Here is a 17,406-nt window from a genome sequence, read left to right on the forward strand (position 1 = left end):
TTTTTAACCGTTCGAGGCTCTTATTATAGTGATTAGCGATTAGTGGTTAGTGGCTAGTGGTTAAGATTGGTACTCAATGAACCCTTAATCACTAACCACTAATTGCTATTTTATGCATTCTTTCCGTGACAGTTCTTGTACTTTTTACCGCTTCCGCACGGACAAGGGTCGTTACGTCCCACCGTCTTTTCTACGCGGATAGGTTCGCGTTTCTGCTGTTCGCGCGTATCTTGCTGGGCGGCGGCTTGCTGGTTTGGGTCGGTCAGGTCTTGCTTTTGCTCGCGATACTTGCTTAAATCCTGACGTTGTTCGGGAGCTGCCTGACGAACTTCCTGCGGTTCCTGTACCGGGATTTGTCCGCGCATCAGGATGGAAACTGTCTGATTGTTTATCTTGTCTACCATTGTATCGAACAGGTTTACAGACTCCAGCTTGTAAATCAACAACGGGTCTTTCTGTTCGTAGCTGGCATTCTGTACGGAGTGTTTCAAGTCATCCAGTTCGCGCAGGTTTTCTTTCCATGCTTCATCGATGACATGCAGCAGGATAGACTTCTCAAACGCTTTCACTACTTCCTTGCATTCGCTTTCATAAGCGGCTTTCAGGTTGCAGGAGATGTTATACATGCGCTTGCCGTCTGTAATGGGAATCAGGATGTTTTCGTACATGTGTCCTTGATTCTCGTATACCTGCTTGATAACCGGATAAGCGATTTGTGCCATACGTTCGGTTTTGCGTTTGAAAAGTTCCATGGCAGCATCGAAAGCCTTATCGGCAAGTTTCTCCTTTTTCTCGTTGCGGAACTCCTCTTCCGTGAACGGAGTTTCCATGGCAAGTGTCTGGAGAAGATCCATCTTGCAGTCCTCATAGGTAGGAGCTTCGATCGCATTGACACAACGGTCCCAAATCATGTTCACAATGTCCATACCGATACGTTCGCCCATCAAAGCGTGGCGGCGTTTGGTGTAGACTACGGTACGCTGTTTGTTCATCACATCGTCGTATTCCAGCAGGCGTTTACGGATACCGAAGTTGTTTTCTTCCACTTTCTTCTGTGCACGTTCGATAGACTTGGAAATCATGCTGTGCTCAATCATTTCGCCTTCCTTGAAACCGAGCTTGTCCATAACGCCGGCAATACGGTCGGAAGAGAACAGACGCATCAGGTCGTCTTCCAAAGACACGAAGAATACGGATGAACCGGGGTCACCCTGACGTCCGGCACGACCACGCAACTGGCGGTCTACACGGCGCGACTCGTGACGCTCCGTACCGATAATGGCAAGACCGCCCGCAGCTTTTACTTCCGGGCTCAGCTTGATGTCCGTACCACGACCCGCCATATTAGTGGCAATGGTTACGGCGCAACTCAAACCGGCTTTGGCTACAATGTCGGCTTCCTTCTGGTGCAGCTTCGCATTCAGTACGCTGTGCTCGATATGGCGCATAGTCAGCATCTTGCTCAGCATTTCGGAGATTTCAACGGAAGTAGTACCCACCAGGACAGGACGTCCGGCTGCCACCATTTTCTCAATCTCTTCGATAACGGCTTTATATTTTTCGCGTTTGGTCTTGTAAACGCGGTCGTTCATATCGTTGCGGGCAATGGGGCGGTTGGTCGGGATAACGACTACATCCAGTTTGTAGATGTCCCAAAGTTCGCCTGCTTCCGTTTCGGCAGTACCGGTCATACCGGACAGCTTGTGATACATACGGAAGTAATTTTGCAGCGTAATCGTTGCAAAGGTCTGTGTGGCGGCTTCCACTTTCACGCCTTCTTTGGCTTCGATGGCCTGATGCAAGCCGTCGGAGTAGCGGCGGCCTTCCATGATACGTCCGGTCTGTTCGTCCACAATCTTCACCTGACCGTCGATAACTACGTATTCGTCGTCTTTCTCGAACATGGTGTAAGCTTTCAACAGTTGGTTGATGGTATGTACACGCTCGCTCTTGATGGCGAAGTTGGTCATAAGGGCGTCTTTCTTGGCAAGGCGTTCCTCATCCGTCAGGTCTTTTTCATTTTCCAGTTCGGAGAGCTGGGCGGTGATGTCGGGAAGTACGAAGAACGTAGGGTCGGCGGAGTTACCGCTAATTAAGTCTACACCCTTGTCGGTGAGGTCTACGCTGTTCAACTTTTCATCGATTACGAAATACAGCGGGTCGGTAACCTCGTGCATACGCTTGTTGTTCTGCTCCATGTAGATTTCCTCGGTTTTGAGCATACCGGCTTTGATACCCTGCTCGCTGAGGAACTTAATCAATGCCTTGTTCTTTGGCAAGCACTTGTGGCTGCGGTACAGGGCAAGGAATCCTTCTTCCTGTTCTTTCTTGTCGTTTGAAGCTATCAGGCGCTTGGCGTCGGCAAGGTATTGCGTGGCAAGTTTCTTCTGTGCTTCTACCAGGCGTTCTACCTGCGGACGGAGTTGCTCGAAGAGCTGGTCGTCGCCTTTGGGTACCGGACCGGAGATAATCAGCGGAGTACGGGCGTCGTCAATCAATACGGAGTCTACCTCATCGACGATGGCGTAATTGTGCTGGCGTTGTACCAGGTCTTTCGGGCTGATAGCCATGTTATCGCGCAGATAGTCGAAACCGAATTCGTTGTTCGTACCGAAGGTGATATCTGCGAGATAAGCCTGGCGGCGTGCGTCGGAGTTGGGCTGGTGCTTGTCGATGCAATCCACGCTCAAACCGTGGAACATATAAAGAGGACCCATCCATTCGGAGTCACGCTTTGCCAGATAGTCGTTCACGGTTACTACGTGTACGCCGTTTCCGGTCAGTGCATTGAGGAATACGGGCAGAGTAGCCACCAAAGTCTTACCTTCACCGGTTGCCATTTCCGCAATCTTGCCTTTGTGCAGTACCACACCGCCGAACAACTGTACGTCGTAGTGTACCATGTTCCATACCGTATCATTGCCACCGGCTACCCAGTGGTTCTGGTAGATGGCCTTATCGCCTTCAATACGTACGAAATCTTTGGTAGCAGCCAGATGGCGGTCGAACTCCGTAGCGGTTACCGTGATTTCTTCATTTTCGGAAAAACGCTTGGCGGTTTCCTTTACGATGGAAAAAGCGGCGGGCAGCACCTCGTCTAATGCTTTTTCGTAAATATCCAATATCTCTTTTTCCAGTTTGTCTATTTGAGCAAAGAGTTCTTCGCGTTCTTCCAGTTCCGTGTTTTCAACGCTTGCTTTCAGTTCTTCCACTTTGGAGCGTTGTTCCGCTGCCGAGTTACGGATGTATGCCTTCAGTTCTTCGGTTTTGGCACGCAGGGCATCATTGTCCAATGCGGCTATTTCCGGATAAGCGGCTTTTACTTTGTCTACCCACGGCTTTATTTCCTTCATGTCACGGGTAGCCTTATTTCCGAAAATCGAGCTTAAAAATTCATTAAATCCCATTATGTATTTGTTTTTATTATTATTTACTAAAGTTTATATGGCGTGCAAAGTTACTGATTTTGCAATAGATAATGTAAAGTTGCACTGATTATTTTAAGGACTTGCCACGGAGAATGCGGAGTTTGTTCCTTAATTGAGCGGTGCGGCTGTGCACGCATTGGGGGCGCGGATGCGCATCGCACTCGATAGGGTGGGAGCAACGCGGTCTATGGCAACCGGCATGCGGATAATTTCCGGCTTTATTCCTTTGCCAAGAAGAATGAGGGGAGTGGCTATGGTGGCAGCGCGTACTACGCGGTTGTCATTGCTGTTTTCCTGCATAACGGTCCAGCCCGGCAAGACTTCGATAATCAAGTCGCCGGAGCGGTGGCGGTGGAACCCGTTGCGTATGTGCTCCGTCTGCGGAGCCCAGGAACCCAGCAGTAATTGGTAGGCGGAATATACTTTGTTAACTCCGCTGAACTGCACCAGAAATTCTGCCGACTTTTGTTGTATTTCGGCAAGATTCAACTGCTTCTCCTCTATTAATTTATGATTGAGATATATCTGTTGATTATAAAAGCCTTCTACATATTGTCCTTCACCGTAAGTAGCCATCAGATACATGTTCAGCAAAGTGGCGCAACGGTTCAGATGGAATTCTCCTCCGGGAATACGGTAGATGCCTATGTCTGCTCCGTCCGGGTCGGCATATCCTGTGGACGCGATGCATAACAGTACGTTTTGCAGGCCTACTTTGCTTTCCAGCATATCCAGCAAGCGGGCGATGCTTTGGTCTAAGCGGGCGTAGGTGTCTTGCATTTCCATGGCACACTCTTGCGTGCTGCGGTGATTGTAGTTGCCTGCATAATAGGTAATTGCAAGCAAATCAGTGATGTCGTCCTTGCCGATATTGCTTTTATCCAGCAAATCCTCTGTCACACGGTTCACTTCATCGTTGATGAGCGGGCTGGTTATCAACCGGCGGTACTTGTTGTCTTTTTCTGTTTCAAACCTATACTTGAAAGGGATGGTGCGCCATTCGGGCAGGAATGTATAGCTTGTGATGGGGTGAAGAGGATTCCACTCCATCTCCTTGATGCGGAAGTCGGGTGATTGCCCGTCGTTGTATTGGCTCAGCCACCAGGGATACTCGCCGTAATAGGTTGTGCCGCACCATTTGCCGGTTTGATGATTCAGCCAGAATGCGCCGTTACCGCTATGTCCGGCCGAAAGGACGGCAGCATCGCGAAAGGGGGCAATGGCATATACCAGTGCGGCGTTTTTAGTGGCTATTTTAAGTTCGTCGGCAAAAGTGGAAGTCAACAGTTGGGTAGGGGCGGTGTTCTGGTCGGTATAGTTACCCATGAAAGCGGAGTCGTCTACACAATTCTTCGGACGCAGGGTTTTGGGGTCAAACCAACGTTCGGCTATGATGCCGTTCATGGACGGTGTGGTACCTGTGTAGAGAGCGGCAATGGCAGAAGCGCGGTCGGCGACATTGAAAGAATAGTCAGCCTGGCGGAATACTTTCCCTTCCCTTAACAGCCGTTTAACCCCCTTTTCTCCATACAATGACGAGAATGCTTCCATGTAGTCTGTACGCAGTTGGTCTATTGTCAACGTCACCACCAGTTTCGGAGATGGCGGCAGTGGCTGGGCTTGCAGGCTGCCGAATGTCAGTGCGAGTATGGAAGTTATCAGTCCTTTCTTCATTATTTCTTATCGTATGTGAGAATTAGGTTGCTTGCAGAACGTATCAGCAAACAAAGTGCCAAAGGTAACACTGCTAACGGAAATCTTTGCGGTATTACGAGCCAAAGCAATATAAAAAGTGTTAAAACAATAAAGTTCGCCAGCATATAACGGCTTCTTTTCCTTTTTCGCACTCTGTTCAGCATACAAGGCAGGCAGAAAAGATGAAGCGGATGGAACACAAACAGCAGATAATTGGGACTGACGGCAGGATGTTGGGAGAACAAGGCAAGGAACGCCAATATACATCCCGCCGTTCCGGCGGCAAAGAACAGCGCGAAATCGATTCCCCAAAGCGTTTTCTTCCGGCGTATGCCGTAGATGGTGGCGGCTGCGGTCAGTATAAGAAGGAGCAGGGCGGTCTGCATAGGGGTGAAGCCATCGGAAGGCTGTTCCGCTTCTTCGTTGCCGGTTACTATTATTTTCTCTTCATTCAGTACCAAAGGGCGTGTTTCTCCTTCTTTGTTTACAATGCGGGCTTGGTTGAAGTACTCTTGTACATAGAAAGGTACAAACATCATCAGTCTGCGGTTGATGGTTTTGTCGGCTTGGCTGCCCATACATAAGTCCATGCCGAAACGCGACCAGGGATGCCCCTTGCTGTATTTGTGCAGCAGGTCTCGGAAAGAAATGCCGGAATCAGTGTCTGTCATGTCGCCTGCGTATTGCAGCGTGCCGTTAATGGATTTTTCTATTAAATCGCGCGGACGTGTGGCACAGTTATCGTAAAAGAAGTTATAACGATATATCCGGTTTTCGGGGCGGTAATTCTCTTCAAGTAACATAACCAACTTTTCTTTCTCTTGTACAGTGAGATTCAGCTCTTGTTGCCAAACATCGCGTTCCAGGTAATAATATTCTGCAGCAAAGCGTTCATAATCGGTTACTCCCAATTGGTAGTCCGTTTCACCCAAGGCAAAACGAAGGATGAAGTTGGGAGCATTGAAGTTGAATATGCCGTAATTGAATACTGCGTCAATGCCGCGGGTATAGTTTTCGTACCGTATGGCCGTATGTCCGAAAAGGGAATATATTTCTTCTCCCGAGGCACATGTCAACAGATTGATATGTATAGAGTCCGGAATAACTCTTTTTGGTTCTTGTGCCTGCATAGTGACGACGGACAGGCTGAAGAAAAGAAAAATAAGTGAACGGAAAACCGATGGAGATAACTTCATTTGTCTTTTTTATTATCATTGATTTAATCAAGAGTGTATTTTGTAATTCGTTACAAAGATAGACTTTAAATCTTAAAACAGCAATTGTCATAGGAGAACCTTTTTCTTTTATGCATGTGGAACAAAGGAAAAAAGTGCTATCTTTGCGCCGCTTTAAATATATGCAGAATGAATCTTATTATTGATATAGGTAATACCGTTGCAAAGATAGCGGTGTTTAAAGATAAGGATATTGTAGAAATACTCTATGATTCTAATCAAACGCTTGAATGTCTGTCGGATATATGTGCGAAATATGCTGTCGAGAAGGCAATCGTGGCTACCGTTATCGATTTGAATGAACGGGTGTTGGCACAACTGAAAAGTTTGCCCGTTTCATTGTTGTGGCTAAATGAAAAAACATTGCTTCCGGTGGAGAATCTTTACGAAACGCCCGAAACCTTGGGATATGACCGGATGGCGGCTGTGGTGGGCGCATACGAACAGTTTCCCGGTAAGGATATTCTGGTTATAGATGCCGGGACTTGCATTACTTATGAATTTATAGATGCCGCCGGACGTTATCATGGCGGAAATATTTCGCCGGGCGTGCAGATGCGCTTTAGGGCGCTCCATGAGTTCACAGGAAGGCTTCCGCTGGTGCTTCGGGAGGGACGGCGCCTGCCGTTGGGCAGCGATACCGATACGGCAATGCGCGAAGGAGTGCTGAAAGGTATGGAATATGAAATTTCGGGTTACATAACGGCGATGAAACATAAATATCCTGAACTTTTGGTTTTTTTAACGGGCGGCGATGATTTTTCTTTTGATACAAACTTAAAAAGTATCATCTTTGCAGACAGATTTTTAGTATTGAAAGGATTAAATAGAATTTTAAACTATAATAATGATAGGATATAGACAAACACTCTTGGTGTTCTTGCTTATGATGTTGTCCGGAGCGGCAATCGCTCAAAATAATACGAATTCTCCCTATACACGATACGGATACGGACAATTGGCGGACCAGGGTTCAGGTAATAGCAAAGCCATGGGTGGTATTGCATACGGATTACGGGATAAATATCAGGTGAATTTCGCTAATCCGGCATCCTATACGGCGATCGATTCGCTTACTTTTATTTTTGACGGCGGTATTTCCCTGCAAAATACGAACTTCAGTAACGGTACGATAAAGCAAAATGCCAAAAACTCCAGTTTTGACTATATTACAATGCAATTTCGTTTGGGTAAATGGGCTGCTATGAGTCTGGGATTGTTGCCTTACTCGAATGTAGGGTATAGCATGGCGGAATACAAGGAAGATACGGATTATCCTTCCCAATCCAGCGCGTTGCAATATTATGGAGATGGCGGATTACATCAGCTATATTTGGGAGCAGGGTTTAAAGTCTTGAAAAATCTTTCTGTCGGTGCTAATATCTCATATTTTTGGGGAGATATAACGCACACAAGAGCCATAACATTTCCGGGAAATTCGTCTACTTTGCCGCTGACTACGATAACAGGTACATCTATACAAAGCTATAAGTTGGATATCGGAGCACAGTATACGCAGGTATTCGGAAAGAAACATGAAGCTACATTAGGTATAGTATTCTCGCCGGGACATGATTTGAACAACGATTCATATGTAGAGGATAGATTGGGAAATGAGAAAACGGGAACTACTGTGAATAACAGAGATACGGTTGCCGCTTTCGGTAGTCCGATGAGTTTGGGTGTTGGTTTCAGCTATGTGTATGACAAGCGTTTGACGGTAGGGGCTGACTTTACTTTTCAAAAATGGAGTTCAGTTACTTATATGAATGAGAAAAATGCTTTCTGTAACCGTACCAAGATTGCTGTAGGCGCTGAATTTCTTCCAAACCCTATGGGAAGGAGCTACTTGGCACATGTAAAATATCGTTTGGGAGCTTACTATTCCCAACCTTATTATAAAATAAACGGTATGCGTGCCGCTGACGAATATGGGGTAACTGCCGGTTTCGGACTTCCCATTCCGCGTACGCGTTCTGTGTTAAGCCTTTCGGCCCAGTATGTAAGAACCGAAGGCAAGACAGCCGCATTCCTGAATGAAAATACGTTGCGTATCTGTGTTGGAGTAACTTTCAATGAACGCTGGTTCTTCAAGCGGAAAGTTGATTAATGCTGAATGGTGAAAATAGACAATATAACAACTAAAATTTAAATACAATGAAAATTAAAACGCTTGTCGCTGTTTTGCTCCTTTCGGGTGGAGTAACCAGCACTTTCGCACAAAGTGATTGTAATGCCAATAGTAGTATCTCGCATGAGGCAGTAAGAGCGAAAAACTTCAAGGATGCTTACGCTCCTTGTATGGCAGTTCTGAAAGATTGTCCGACACTGAGATATTACACTTATACCGATGCACAGAAGATTCTTACAGGTTTGATGAGTCAGATTAAGGATCGTAATTCAGCAGAGTATAAGAAATTGTTTGATGAACTGATGGCTGTGCATGATCAGAAAATGAAGTATATTCCTGAATTTGCTTCAAAGATGAAGGGTGTACCGAGTGTTGCGTCTGCATTAGGCACAAAAGCTGTGGATTATCTGCAATATGCACCTGCTCCTGATTTGAATCAGGCTTATGCCTGGCTGAAAGAATCAGCAGAAACCGCTAAGGGTGAGTCTGATGGTGCTGTATTGCACTATTTTGTTGATGTGTCCATGCAGAAAGTAAAGGCAGATACTAATCATACAGATCAATTCTTCCAGGATTATATCAATGCTTCGCAATACGCCGATGATGCTATTGCAGCAGAGGATAATGCAAAGAAAAAAGCTGTTTTGCAAACAATTAAGGATAATTTGGTAGCTATGTTCGTTAACAGCGGTGTAGCTGATTGTGAATCATTGCAGAATATCTACGGTCCGAAAGTTGAAGAAAATAAGGCAGACTCTGCTTTCCTGAAGAAGACCATCACTATTCTGAAGATGATGAAGTGTAATGAATGTGAGGCATACTTCAAAGCTTCCGATTATTTGTATCGTGTTAATCCGACTGCTGATGCAGCTGTAGGTGTAGCATATATGTACTATAAAAAAGGTGATTATGACACTGCGGTGAAGTATTTCGATGAAGCATTGGGCATGGAAACCGATAATGCAAAGAAATCTGAAATGGCTTATGCTACCGCTGCAGCTTTGTGGCAGGCTAAGAAACTGTCTCAGGCAAGAACTTATGCCCAGAAAGCAATCAGCTTTAATGAAAACTATGGCGAACCCTATATTCTGCTGGCTCAAATGTACGGTTCAAATCCCAACTGGAGTGATGAGCCTGCATTGAACAGATGTACTTACTACGTAGTTATTGATAAACTTCAACGTGCTAAAGCCGTAGATCCGAGTGTTACAGATAAGGTTAATGAACTGATTGCAACCTATGCACGTCATACTCCGCAGGCAAAAGACCTCTTTATGTTGGGTTACAAAGCCGGTGACCGTATTACGATTGGTGGCTGGATCGGTGAGTCTACAACCATTAGATAAGAATATGTCGCTACAACCTAACGTTGTCGGACATAAAAATATGAGCATAACCATTGCCCTGAGGGTGATGGTTATGCTTCTTTTATTTTCTTCCTGTTCCGGACGTAAAAAAGAGATGGGAGCTGCCATTACCGAACGTGATTCGTTGCCGGTTATGGATACTAAAGGGGTAACAACGCTGATTTCCGATTCGGGTATTACCCGTTATCGGGTCAATACGGCGGAGTGGTTGATTTACGACCGTAAGAAACCACCTTATTGGGCGTTTGAAAAAGGTATATATCTGGAAAAATTCGATTCTTTGTTCCATACTGAAGCCAGTATCAAGGCCGATACAGCTTATTACTATAATAAGAAAGAATTGTGGAAGCTGATAGGAAATGTACACATACAGAACCTGAAAGGAGAAAAATTCGATACGGAGTTGCTGTATTGGGATCAGAATAAAAAGCGTGTCTATTCCGATCAGCGGGTGCGTATAGAACAACCCGACCAGATAATTTATGCCATTGGTTTTGAATCAAATGAGCAATTGACAAAATACCGTTTCTTCAAGACGGAAGGTATCTTTTATGTGGATGAGGACAGTGTCACCCCTTCTGATACGTTGAAAACAGACAGCATCAAATAATATGATGAGCACTATAATTTACTTATTGATAACCATGGCTTTCTCCGCTTTTTTTTCGGGGATGGAGATTGCTTTTGTTTCCGTGGACAAACTCCGTTTTGAGATGGAGCGGAAACCGGGTATTACGTCAAGCATCCTTTCTTGTTTCTTCCGCAATCCGAATAATTTTATTTCCACCATGCTGGTGGGAAATAATATCGCGCTGGTTATTTATGGTATCCTTATGGCACAGATTATCGAGGTGAATCTGCTGGCGGGTATGATTGATAATCATTTTGTAATGGTGCTGGTGCAGACTATCATATCCACTCTTGTTATTCTTGTAACGGGCGAGTTTCTTCCGAAGACGCTGTTCAAGATTAACCCGAATCTGGTATTGAGGGTATTTGCTACACCTTTGTTTGTCTGCTATGTTATTCTGTTTCCCATATCAAAGTTTGCTTCCGGGCTGTCTTATCTCTTTTTGCGCTTATTTGGCATGAGGATAAATAAGGAAGCGTCCGATAAGGCATTCGGCAAAGTCGATTTGGATTATTTCGTGCAGTCGGGTATAGAGAATGCTGCTAATGAGGAAGAGTTGGATGCGGAAGTGAAAATCTTTCAGAATGCGCTTGATTTCTCTAATATAAAAATACGCGATTGTATTGTTCCCCGTACGGAAGTGGTGGCAGTGGATGTGACGGCCTCGCTCGAAGACTTGAAGAACGTGTTTGTGGAGTCGGGTATCTCCAAAATTATTGTGTACGATGGGAATATAGATAACGTAATCGGCTATATTCATTCGTCTGAAATGTTCAGAAATCCGGCGGACTGGAGAAATAATGTCAAGGAAGTACCCATTGTGCCCGAAACGATGGCGGCACATAAATTGATGAAACTTTTTATGCAACAGAAAAAAACAATTGCTGTTGTGGTAGATGAATTTGGAGGTACATCCGGTATTGTTTCACTGGAAGATTTGGTTGAAGAAATATTCGGGGATATTGAGGACGAGCACGACAACACTTCCTACATCTGTAAACAAATTGGCGAACATGAATATGTACTGTCCGCACGTCTTGAAATAGAGAAGGTAAATGAAACGTTCAATCTTGAACTGCCCGAATCGGATGAATATCTTACGATAGGCGGACTGATTCTGAACCGTTATCAAAGTTTCCCGAAACTGCATGAAGTGATAGCCGTTGACAAATATCAGTTTAAGATAATTAAGGTGACAGCCACTAAAATAGAATTGGTACGGTTGAAAGTCACGGAATAATTTCGTTTCAGCGTAAATTTTTAAAGAATAAATAGATGCGTATTAGCATTTTTTGTATCTTCGTGCGCTAAAAAGAACATTGAATAGAAAATAATAATAAACAAATAATTCATATTAACTAAAATGGCAACATTACAAAACATTCGGTCTAAAGGGCCCTTATTGGTGATTGTTATTGGTCTGGCGCTGTTTGCCTTCATCGCGGGAGACGCGTGGAAAGTACTTCAGCCGCACCAGTCACAAGATGTAGGAGAAGTGAACGGGGAAACAATTTCCGCTCAGGATTTTCAGGCATTGGTAGAGGAATATACGGAAGTAGTGAAATTCTCCAGCGGCTTGAACGCGTTGAGCGATGAACAAACTAATCAGATTAAGGATGAAGTCTGGAGAGCATACGTAAACAATAAACTGATTGAGAACGAAGCTGAAAAGTTGGGTTTGACTGTTTCTAAAGCGGAACTCCAGGCTATTATTGATGCCGGTGTACATCCGATGTTGCAGCAGACTCCGTTCCGTAACCCGCAGACCGGTGCTTTCGACAAAGATATGTTGAAGAAATTCTTGGTGGATTACTCTAAGATGAACAAGGCTCAGATGCCGGCTCAATATGCGGAGTATTACAATTCCATGTATAACTTTTGGAGTTTTGTGGAGAAGTCACTTATACAGGCTCGTTTGCAGGAGAAATATCAGGCTTTGATTACGAAGTCTCTGTTCTCTAATCCTGTTGAAGCGGAAGATGCTTTCAATGCACGTGTAGACCAGTCTGACTTATTGTTGGCAGCCGTTCCTTATTCCTCTATTGTAGATTCTACAATTGTTATTAAGGAATCCGAACTGAAAGATGCTTATAACAAGAAAAAAGAGCAATTCAGACAATATGTGGAAACCCGTAACATCAAGTATATTGATGTGCAGGTTACTGCAAGTCCGGAAGACAAAGCCGATATTCAGAAAGAAGTGGAGGAATATACTGTGCAGTTGGCTGAGAATCCTTCCGATTATTCAAACTTCATTCGCTCAACCGGTTCTACTCAGCAATATGTTGACTTATTCTATACAGACAAGGCGCTGCCTGCTGACGTTGTTGCCCGTTTGGATTCTGTAAAGGTAGGTGGTGTATATGGTCCTTACTATAATGCATCGGACAATACAATCAATTCTTTCAAGAAACTGGCTTCTGCTGCTATGCCTGACTCCATTCAATATCGTCAGATTCAAGTGGTTGCAGAAGATGCTGCCAAGACCAAGACTTTGGCTGACAGTATCTACACAGCCATTAAAGGCGGTGCAGACTTTGCTGAAATAGCCAAGAAGTACGGTCAGACAGGTGAGGCAACATGGATTTCTTCTGCCAACTATGAAGGTGCTCAAGTGGACGGTGATAATTTGAAGTATATCGCAGCCATCACTACTTTGGGTCAGAATGAGTTGGCTAACCTCGCTTTGGGACAGGCAAACGTTATCTTGCAAGTGATGAATAAAAAAGCTGTGAAAGATAAATATAAAGTAGCCGTTATCAAGCGTCCGGTTGAATTCAGCAAGGAAACTTATAGCAAGGCATACAATGACTTCAGTCAGTTCATTGCAGCCAACAATACTTTGGACAAATTGGTTGCCAATGCAGAAGATGCAGGGTACAGACTGCTGGATAGAACTGACTTGTACAGTTCGGAGCACGCTATCGGAGGTGTGAAAGGTACGAAAGAAGCTTTGAGATGGGCATTTGCAGCAAAAGCAGGTGAGGTTTCAGGTCTGTATGAATGTGGCGAAAGTGACCATATGATGGTGGTGGCTGTTACGAATATCATTCCTGAAGGTTACCGTCCGTTGTCTATGGTACAAGAACAGTTGAGAAGCGAAATTCTTCGTGATAAGAAAGCAGAGAAAATCATGGCTGATATGAAAGCTGCCGGTGCAACGACTTTTGACCAATATAAGAATATGGCAAATGCAGTGAGTGACTCCGTAAAGCATGTTACTTTCGCTGCTCCGGCCTATGTCCCGGCATTGCGTAGTAGCGAACCTTTGGTAGGGGCATATGCTTCAATTGCTGAATTAAACAAGTTGAGCGCACCTATCAAGGGTAATGGTGGTGTATTTGTTCTTCAACCTTATGCTAAGGAAAAACTGAATGAAACTTATAACCAGGAAACGGAAGAAGCTACATTGGAAGGTATGCATGCACGTATAGCAAATCAGTTCATGAATGATTTATACTTGAATGCCAATGTGAAAGATAGCCGTTATCTGTATTTCTAATAATATAAAAGTAGAATAATTTTATATACTTGGGGAAGCCGTTCGATAAATGTCGAACGGCTTTTTTCATTTGTGCAACTTTATTCCTACCTTTGCAAAGGATAATTTATCAGTAAATAAACTATCTTTTATCGTAAATATACAGTTAGAATGAAACAACCTCTTTTAGGCCTTACATTAACCGAGCTTCAGACGGTCGTAAAGAATCTGGGGCTGCCAGGATTTGCGGCCAAGCAGATTGCTGCGTGGCTATATGACAAGAAAGTAGCTTCCATAGACGAAATGACAAACTTGTCGTTAAGACATCGGGCTCTGTTGAAAGAGATATACGAAGTAGGATGTGAAGTACCAGTGGATGCCATGCGGTCGGTAGACGGTACCGTGAAGTATCTTTACCGTGCCGGAGAGGGACATTATGTTGAAGCCGTTTACATTCCGGATGAAGATAGGGCTACGTTGTGTGTATCTTCCCAGGTGGGATGTAAGATGAACTGTAAGTTCTGTATGACAGGTAAGCAGGGTTTCACCGCCAATCTGACCGCTAATCAGATTATTAATCAGATAAATTCTTTGCCCGAACGGGATAAACTGACCAATGTGGTGATGATGGGTATGGGAGAACCGTTGGATAACCTTGATGAAGTTTTGAAGGCGCTGGAAGTAATGACATCATCCTATGGATACGGTTGGAGTCCGAAGCGGATTACACTCTCTTCTGTCGGGCTTCGTAAGGGGTTGCAGCGTTTCATTGAAGAATCAGACTGTCATTTGGCAGTCAGCCTGCACTCGCCCGTGCCTTTGCAACGACGTGAACTGATGCCTGCCGAAAAGGCTTTTTCCATTACTGAGATTGTAGATTTGTTAAGAAACTATGATTTTAGTAAACAGCGCAGACTATCTTTCGAGTATATTGTTTTTAAAGGAGTGAATGATTCTTTGTTGTATGCCAAGGAGTTGTTGAAATTATTGCGGGGGCTGGACTGCCGTATCAATTTGATTCGTTTTCATGCTATTCCGGGAGTTAATCTGGAAGGTGCTGATATGGAGACAATGACAGCATTCCGTGATTATCTGACATCGCATGGACTGTTTACTACGATTCGTGCTTCGCGCGGTGAGGATATATTTGCCGCATGCGGTATGCTTTCGACTGCTAAACAGGAAGAGAATAAAGAAGAATTAATATAAATTATTAACTTTGACGCCAAGCTTATACGCCTTTTTCGTAGTTTTGTAATAACTAAAACATATAAATGTATGAAGAAACACCTGTTTTATTTGAGTATGGCCCTGATAACTGCATTGTTTTCAGCATGTGGTAATGGCAAGAAGGGTGTGTTTACTCCGACATCCAGTGGTCGGGCGTATGAAATTTTGGTAGTGATTGACCAAGGGTTGTGGGAGCGTCCTGCCGGTCGTGCTCTCTATGATGTACTTGATTCTGACGTACCTGGGCTTCCCCAGTCGGAACGTTCATTCCGTATTATGTATACTTCTCCGGCAAACTATGACTCTACATTGAAGTTGATCCGCAATATTATCATTGTTGAGGTGAACAAAGATCTGTATACACAGCCTAAGTTCAAATATGCGAAGAATGTATATGCTGCACCTCAATCTATCCTGACTATTCAGGCACCGGATGAAGCCTCTTTTGAGAAGTTTGTCGAGGAGAACAGGCAAGTAATTGTGGATTTCTTTACCCGTGCTGAAATGAACCGCCAGATTGCAGTGCTGGAAAACAAACACAGTGACTATGTTTCTACGAAAGTAAAGAGTATGTTCGATTGTGACGTATGGGTTCCGGGTGAACTGACGGCGACTAAGCAGGGAGAAAACTTCTTTTGGGCAGGTACGAATGCTGCTACAGGTGATCAAAATTTTGTTATCTATTCCTATCCTTATACCGACAAGGATACATTTACGAAAGAGTATTTCGTGCATAAGCGTGACTCTGTGATGAAGATTAATATTCCTGGTGCAAGGGAGGGTATGTATATGGAAACCGATTCATTGATGACAGACGTACGTCCTATCAATGTACAGGACGAATATGCATTGGAAGCTCGTGGCTTGTGGCGTGTGAAAGGCGATTTTATGGGTGGTCCGTATGTATCTCATGTCCGTTTGGATAAAGTTAATCAGCGCATTATCGTATCCGAGATATTTGTGTATTCACCCGATAAGATGAAACGTAATCTGGTACGTCAGATGGAAGCGTCATTGTATACGCTTAAATTGCCCGGAAGCAAACAGGAAGGAAATGAGATGCCTTTGGCAGTAACAAAAAAAGATTCTACTAAAACAGAAAAATAAGGATGGAAGATAATAAAATAAGAGTCGGTATAACTCAGGGAGACATAAACGGAGTTGGGTATGAAGTGATTTTGAAAACATTTTCGGATCCGATGATGTTGGAGTTATGTACCCCGATTATTTACGGTTCACCCAAAGTAGCTGCTTATCACCGCAAGTCATTGGACTTGCCGACTAATTTCAGTATTGTGAACTCGGCATCGGAAGCTGTCCCTAATCGTCTGAGTGTCGTGAACTGTACGGACGATGAAGTAAAAGTTGAGTTTTCCAAACCTGATCCGGAGGCTGGTAAAGCTGCTCTTGGCGCTTTGGAGAAGGCAATTGAAGAATACAAAGCGGGGCTGATTGATGTTATTGTTACGGCTCCTATCAATAAGCACACTATTCAGTCGGAAGAATTCTCTTTTCCCGGACATACGGAGTATCTCGAAGAGAAGTTGGGTGATGGCGGAAAAGCTTTGATGATTCTGATGAAAGATGATTTACGGGTGGCATTAGTGACAGGACACATTCCTGTACGGGAGATAGCATCGGCTATAACGAAAGAGTTGATACAGGAGAAACTGCTCGTTTTTAACCGTGCGTTGAAGCAGGACTTTGGTATCGGAGCACCGCGTATTGCTGTACTTTCCCTGAATCCACATGCCGGTGATGAAGGCTTATTGGGTACGGAAGAGCAGGAAGTAATCATCCCTGCCATTAAAGAACTGGCGGGGAAAGGCATATTGTGTTATGGTCCTTATCCGGCTGATGGCTTTATGGGTTCCGGTAACTTTACTCATTTTGACGGTATACTGGCAATGTATCACGATCAGGGACTTGCTCCTTTTAAATCTTTGGCTATGGATGAAGGTGTAAACTATACGGCCGGTCTTCCGGTAGTGCGTACTTCACCGGCGCATGGCACGGCTTATGATATTGCAGGAAAAGGGATCGCTTCCGAAGATTCTTTCCGGCAGGCTGTCTATGTGGCAATCGATGTGTTCCGTAACCGTATGCGCGAGCAGGAAGCACATGCCAATCCCCTGAGGAAACAATATTACGAAAGACGTGATGACAGCGATAAGCTGAAACTTGATAGTACAGAAGAGGATTTGTAGT

General features: G+C 44.4%; 12 protein-coding genes. 9 read left to right on the top strand and 3 right to left on the bottom strand.

The window, feature by feature from the left end:
• Positions 1-110: 110 nt before the first annotated feature.
• The 3 genes from secA to lnb form a co-directional block, all read right to left on the bottom strand.
• The gene (gene secA, locus NQ565_RS07080) at positions 111-3,407 is read right to left on the bottom strand and encodes a preprotein translocase subunit SecA (protein ID WP_005657808.1); all 3,297 of its coding nucleotides are present in this window, start codon (positions 3,405-3,407) and stop codon (positions 111-113) included.
• A gap of 129 nt (positions 3,408-3,536) precedes the next feature.
• A complete protein-coding gene (locus NQ565_RS07085; RefSeq protein WP_005657805.1) occupies positions 3,537-5,102 on the bottom strand; it encodes an alkaline phosphatase family protein in 1,566 nt (521 codons plus the stop codon).
• Complete coding sequence (gene lnb / locus NQ565_RS07090; RefSeq protein ID WP_040316294.1) at positions 5,102-6,319, bottom strand: lipoprotein N-acyltransferase Lnb; 1,218 nt, start codon at positions 6,317-6,319, stop codon at positions 5,102-5,104. Before lnb ends, NQ565_RS07085 begins: the two co-directional genes overlap by 1 nt.
• Before the next feature lie 168 nt (positions 6,320-6,487).
• Here lnb and NQ565_RS07095 point away from each other — a divergent pair, with 168 nt between their 5' ends.
• The 9 genes from NQ565_RS07095 (at position 6,488) to pdxA (ending at position 17,405) form a co-directional block, all read left to right on the top strand.
• A complete protein-coding gene (locus tag NQ565_RS07095; protein ID WP_040316292.1) occupies positions 6,488-7,219 on the top strand; it encodes a type III pantothenate kinase in 732 nt (243 codons plus the stop codon).
• Positions 7,206-8,468, top strand: a complete 1,263-nt coding sequence (locus NQ565_RS07100) for a hypothetical protein (RefSeq protein WP_005657799.1) — start codon at positions 7,206-7,208, stop codon at positions 8,466-8,468. Before NQ565_RS07095 ends, NQ565_RS07100 begins: the two co-directional genes overlap by 14 nt.
• A 47-nt stretch (positions 8,469-8,515) precedes the next feature.
• Positions 8,516-9,835 (top strand): tetratricopeptide repeat protein, encoded by a 1,320-nt coding sequence (locus NQ565_RS07105; protein ID WP_005657797.1) that lies wholly within the window; start codon positions 8,516-8,518, stop codon positions 9,833-9,835.
• 4 nt (positions 9,836-9,839) lie between these two features.
• Complete coding sequence (gene lptC / locus NQ565_RS07110; protein ID WP_005657795.1) at positions 9,840-10,466, top strand: LPS export ABC transporter periplasmic protein LptC; 627 nt, start codon at positions 9,840-9,842, stop codon at positions 10,464-10,466.
• 4 nt (positions 10,467-10,470) lie between these two features.
• Complete coding sequence (locus NQ565_RS07115; RefSeq protein ID WP_040316354.1) at positions 10,471-11,727, top strand: hemolysin family protein; 1,257 nt, start codon at positions 10,471-10,473, stop codon at positions 11,725-11,727.
• 123 nt (positions 11,728-11,850) lie between these two features.
• Positions 11,851-13,989, top strand: coding sequence for a peptidylprolyl isomerase (locus NQ565_RS07120; RefSeq protein ID WP_005657790.1), 2,139 nt, complete (start codon positions 11,851-11,853; stop codon positions 13,987-13,989).
• Between the two features lie 150 nt (positions 13,990-14,139).
• Entirely contained in the window at positions 14,140-15,177 is a 1,038-nt protein-coding gene (gene rlmN, locus NQ565_RS07125; protein WP_005657788.1) for a 23S rRNA (adenine(2503)-C(2))-methyltransferase RlmN, read from the top strand.
• A gap of 69 nt (positions 15,178-15,246) precedes the next feature.
• The gene (locus NQ565_RS07130; RefSeq protein ID WP_005657786.1) at positions 15,247-16,305 is read left to right on the top strand and encodes a DUF4837 family protein; all 1,059 of its coding nucleotides are present in this window, start codon (positions 15,247-15,249) and stop codon (positions 16,303-16,305) included.
• A 2-nt stretch (positions 16,306-16,307) separates the two neighbouring features.
• A complete protein-coding gene (pdxA, locus tag NQ565_RS07135; RefSeq protein WP_005657785.1) occupies positions 16,308-17,405 on the top strand; it encodes a 4-hydroxythreonine-4-phosphate dehydrogenase PdxA in 1,098 nt (365 codons plus the stop codon).
• Position 17,406: the final 1 nt, after the last annotated feature.

Origin of the sequence: Bacteroides stercoris ATCC 43183, assembly GCF_025147325.1 — a bacterium.
GTDB classification, from domain to species: Bacteria; Bacteroidota; Bacteroidia; order Bacteroidales; family Bacteroidaceae; genus Bacteroides; species Bacteroides stercoris.

What these genes read in the sequence shown, in the direction of transcription:
- secA (WP_005657808.1), bottom strand. Translation starts at nt 3,407, where the DNA reads ATGGGATTTAATGAATTTTTAAGCTCGATTTTCGGAAATAAGGCTACC.
- NQ565_RS07085 (WP_005657805.1), bottom strand. Translation starts at nt 5,102, where the DNA reads ATGAAGAAAGGACTGATAACTTCCATACTCGCACTGACATTCGGCAGC.
- lnb (WP_040316294.1), bottom strand. Translation starts at nt 6,319, where the DNA reads ATGAAGTTATCTCCATCGGTTTTCCGTTCACTTATTTTTCTTTTCTTC.
- NQ565_RS07095 (WP_040316292.1), top strand. Translation starts at nt 6,488, where the DNA reads ATGAATCTTATTATTGATATAGGTAATACCGTTGCAAAGATAGCGGTG.
- NQ565_RS07100 (WP_005657799.1), top strand. Translation starts at nt 7,206, where the DNA reads ATGATAGGATATAGACAAACACTCTTGGTGTTCTTGCTTATGATGTTG.
- NQ565_RS07105 (WP_005657797.1), top strand. Translation starts at nt 8,516, where the DNA reads ATGAAAATTAAAACGCTTGTCGCTGTTTTGCTCCTTTCGGGTGGAGTA.
- lptC (WP_005657795.1), top strand. Translation starts at nt 9,840, where the DNA reads ATGTCGCTACAACCTAACGTTGTCGGACATAAAAATATGAGCATAACC.
- NQ565_RS07115 (WP_040316354.1), top strand. Translation starts at nt 10,471, where the DNA reads ATGAGCACTATAATTTACTTATTGATAACCATGGCTTTCTCCGCTTTT.
- NQ565_RS07120 (WP_005657790.1), top strand. Translation starts at nt 11,851, where the DNA reads ATGGCAACATTACAAAACATTCGGTCTAAAGGGCCCTTATTGGTGATT.
- rlmN (WP_005657788.1), top strand. Translation starts at nt 14,140, where the DNA reads ATGAAACAACCTCTTTTAGGCCTTACATTAACCGAGCTTCAGACGGTC.
- NQ565_RS07130 (WP_005657786.1), top strand. Translation starts at nt 15,247, where the DNA reads ATGAAGAAACACCTGTTTTATTTGAGTATGGCCCTGATAACTGCATTG.
- pdxA (WP_005657785.1), top strand. Translation starts at nt 16,308, where the DNA reads ATGGAAGATAATAAAATAAGAGTCGGTATAACTCAGGGAGACATAAAC.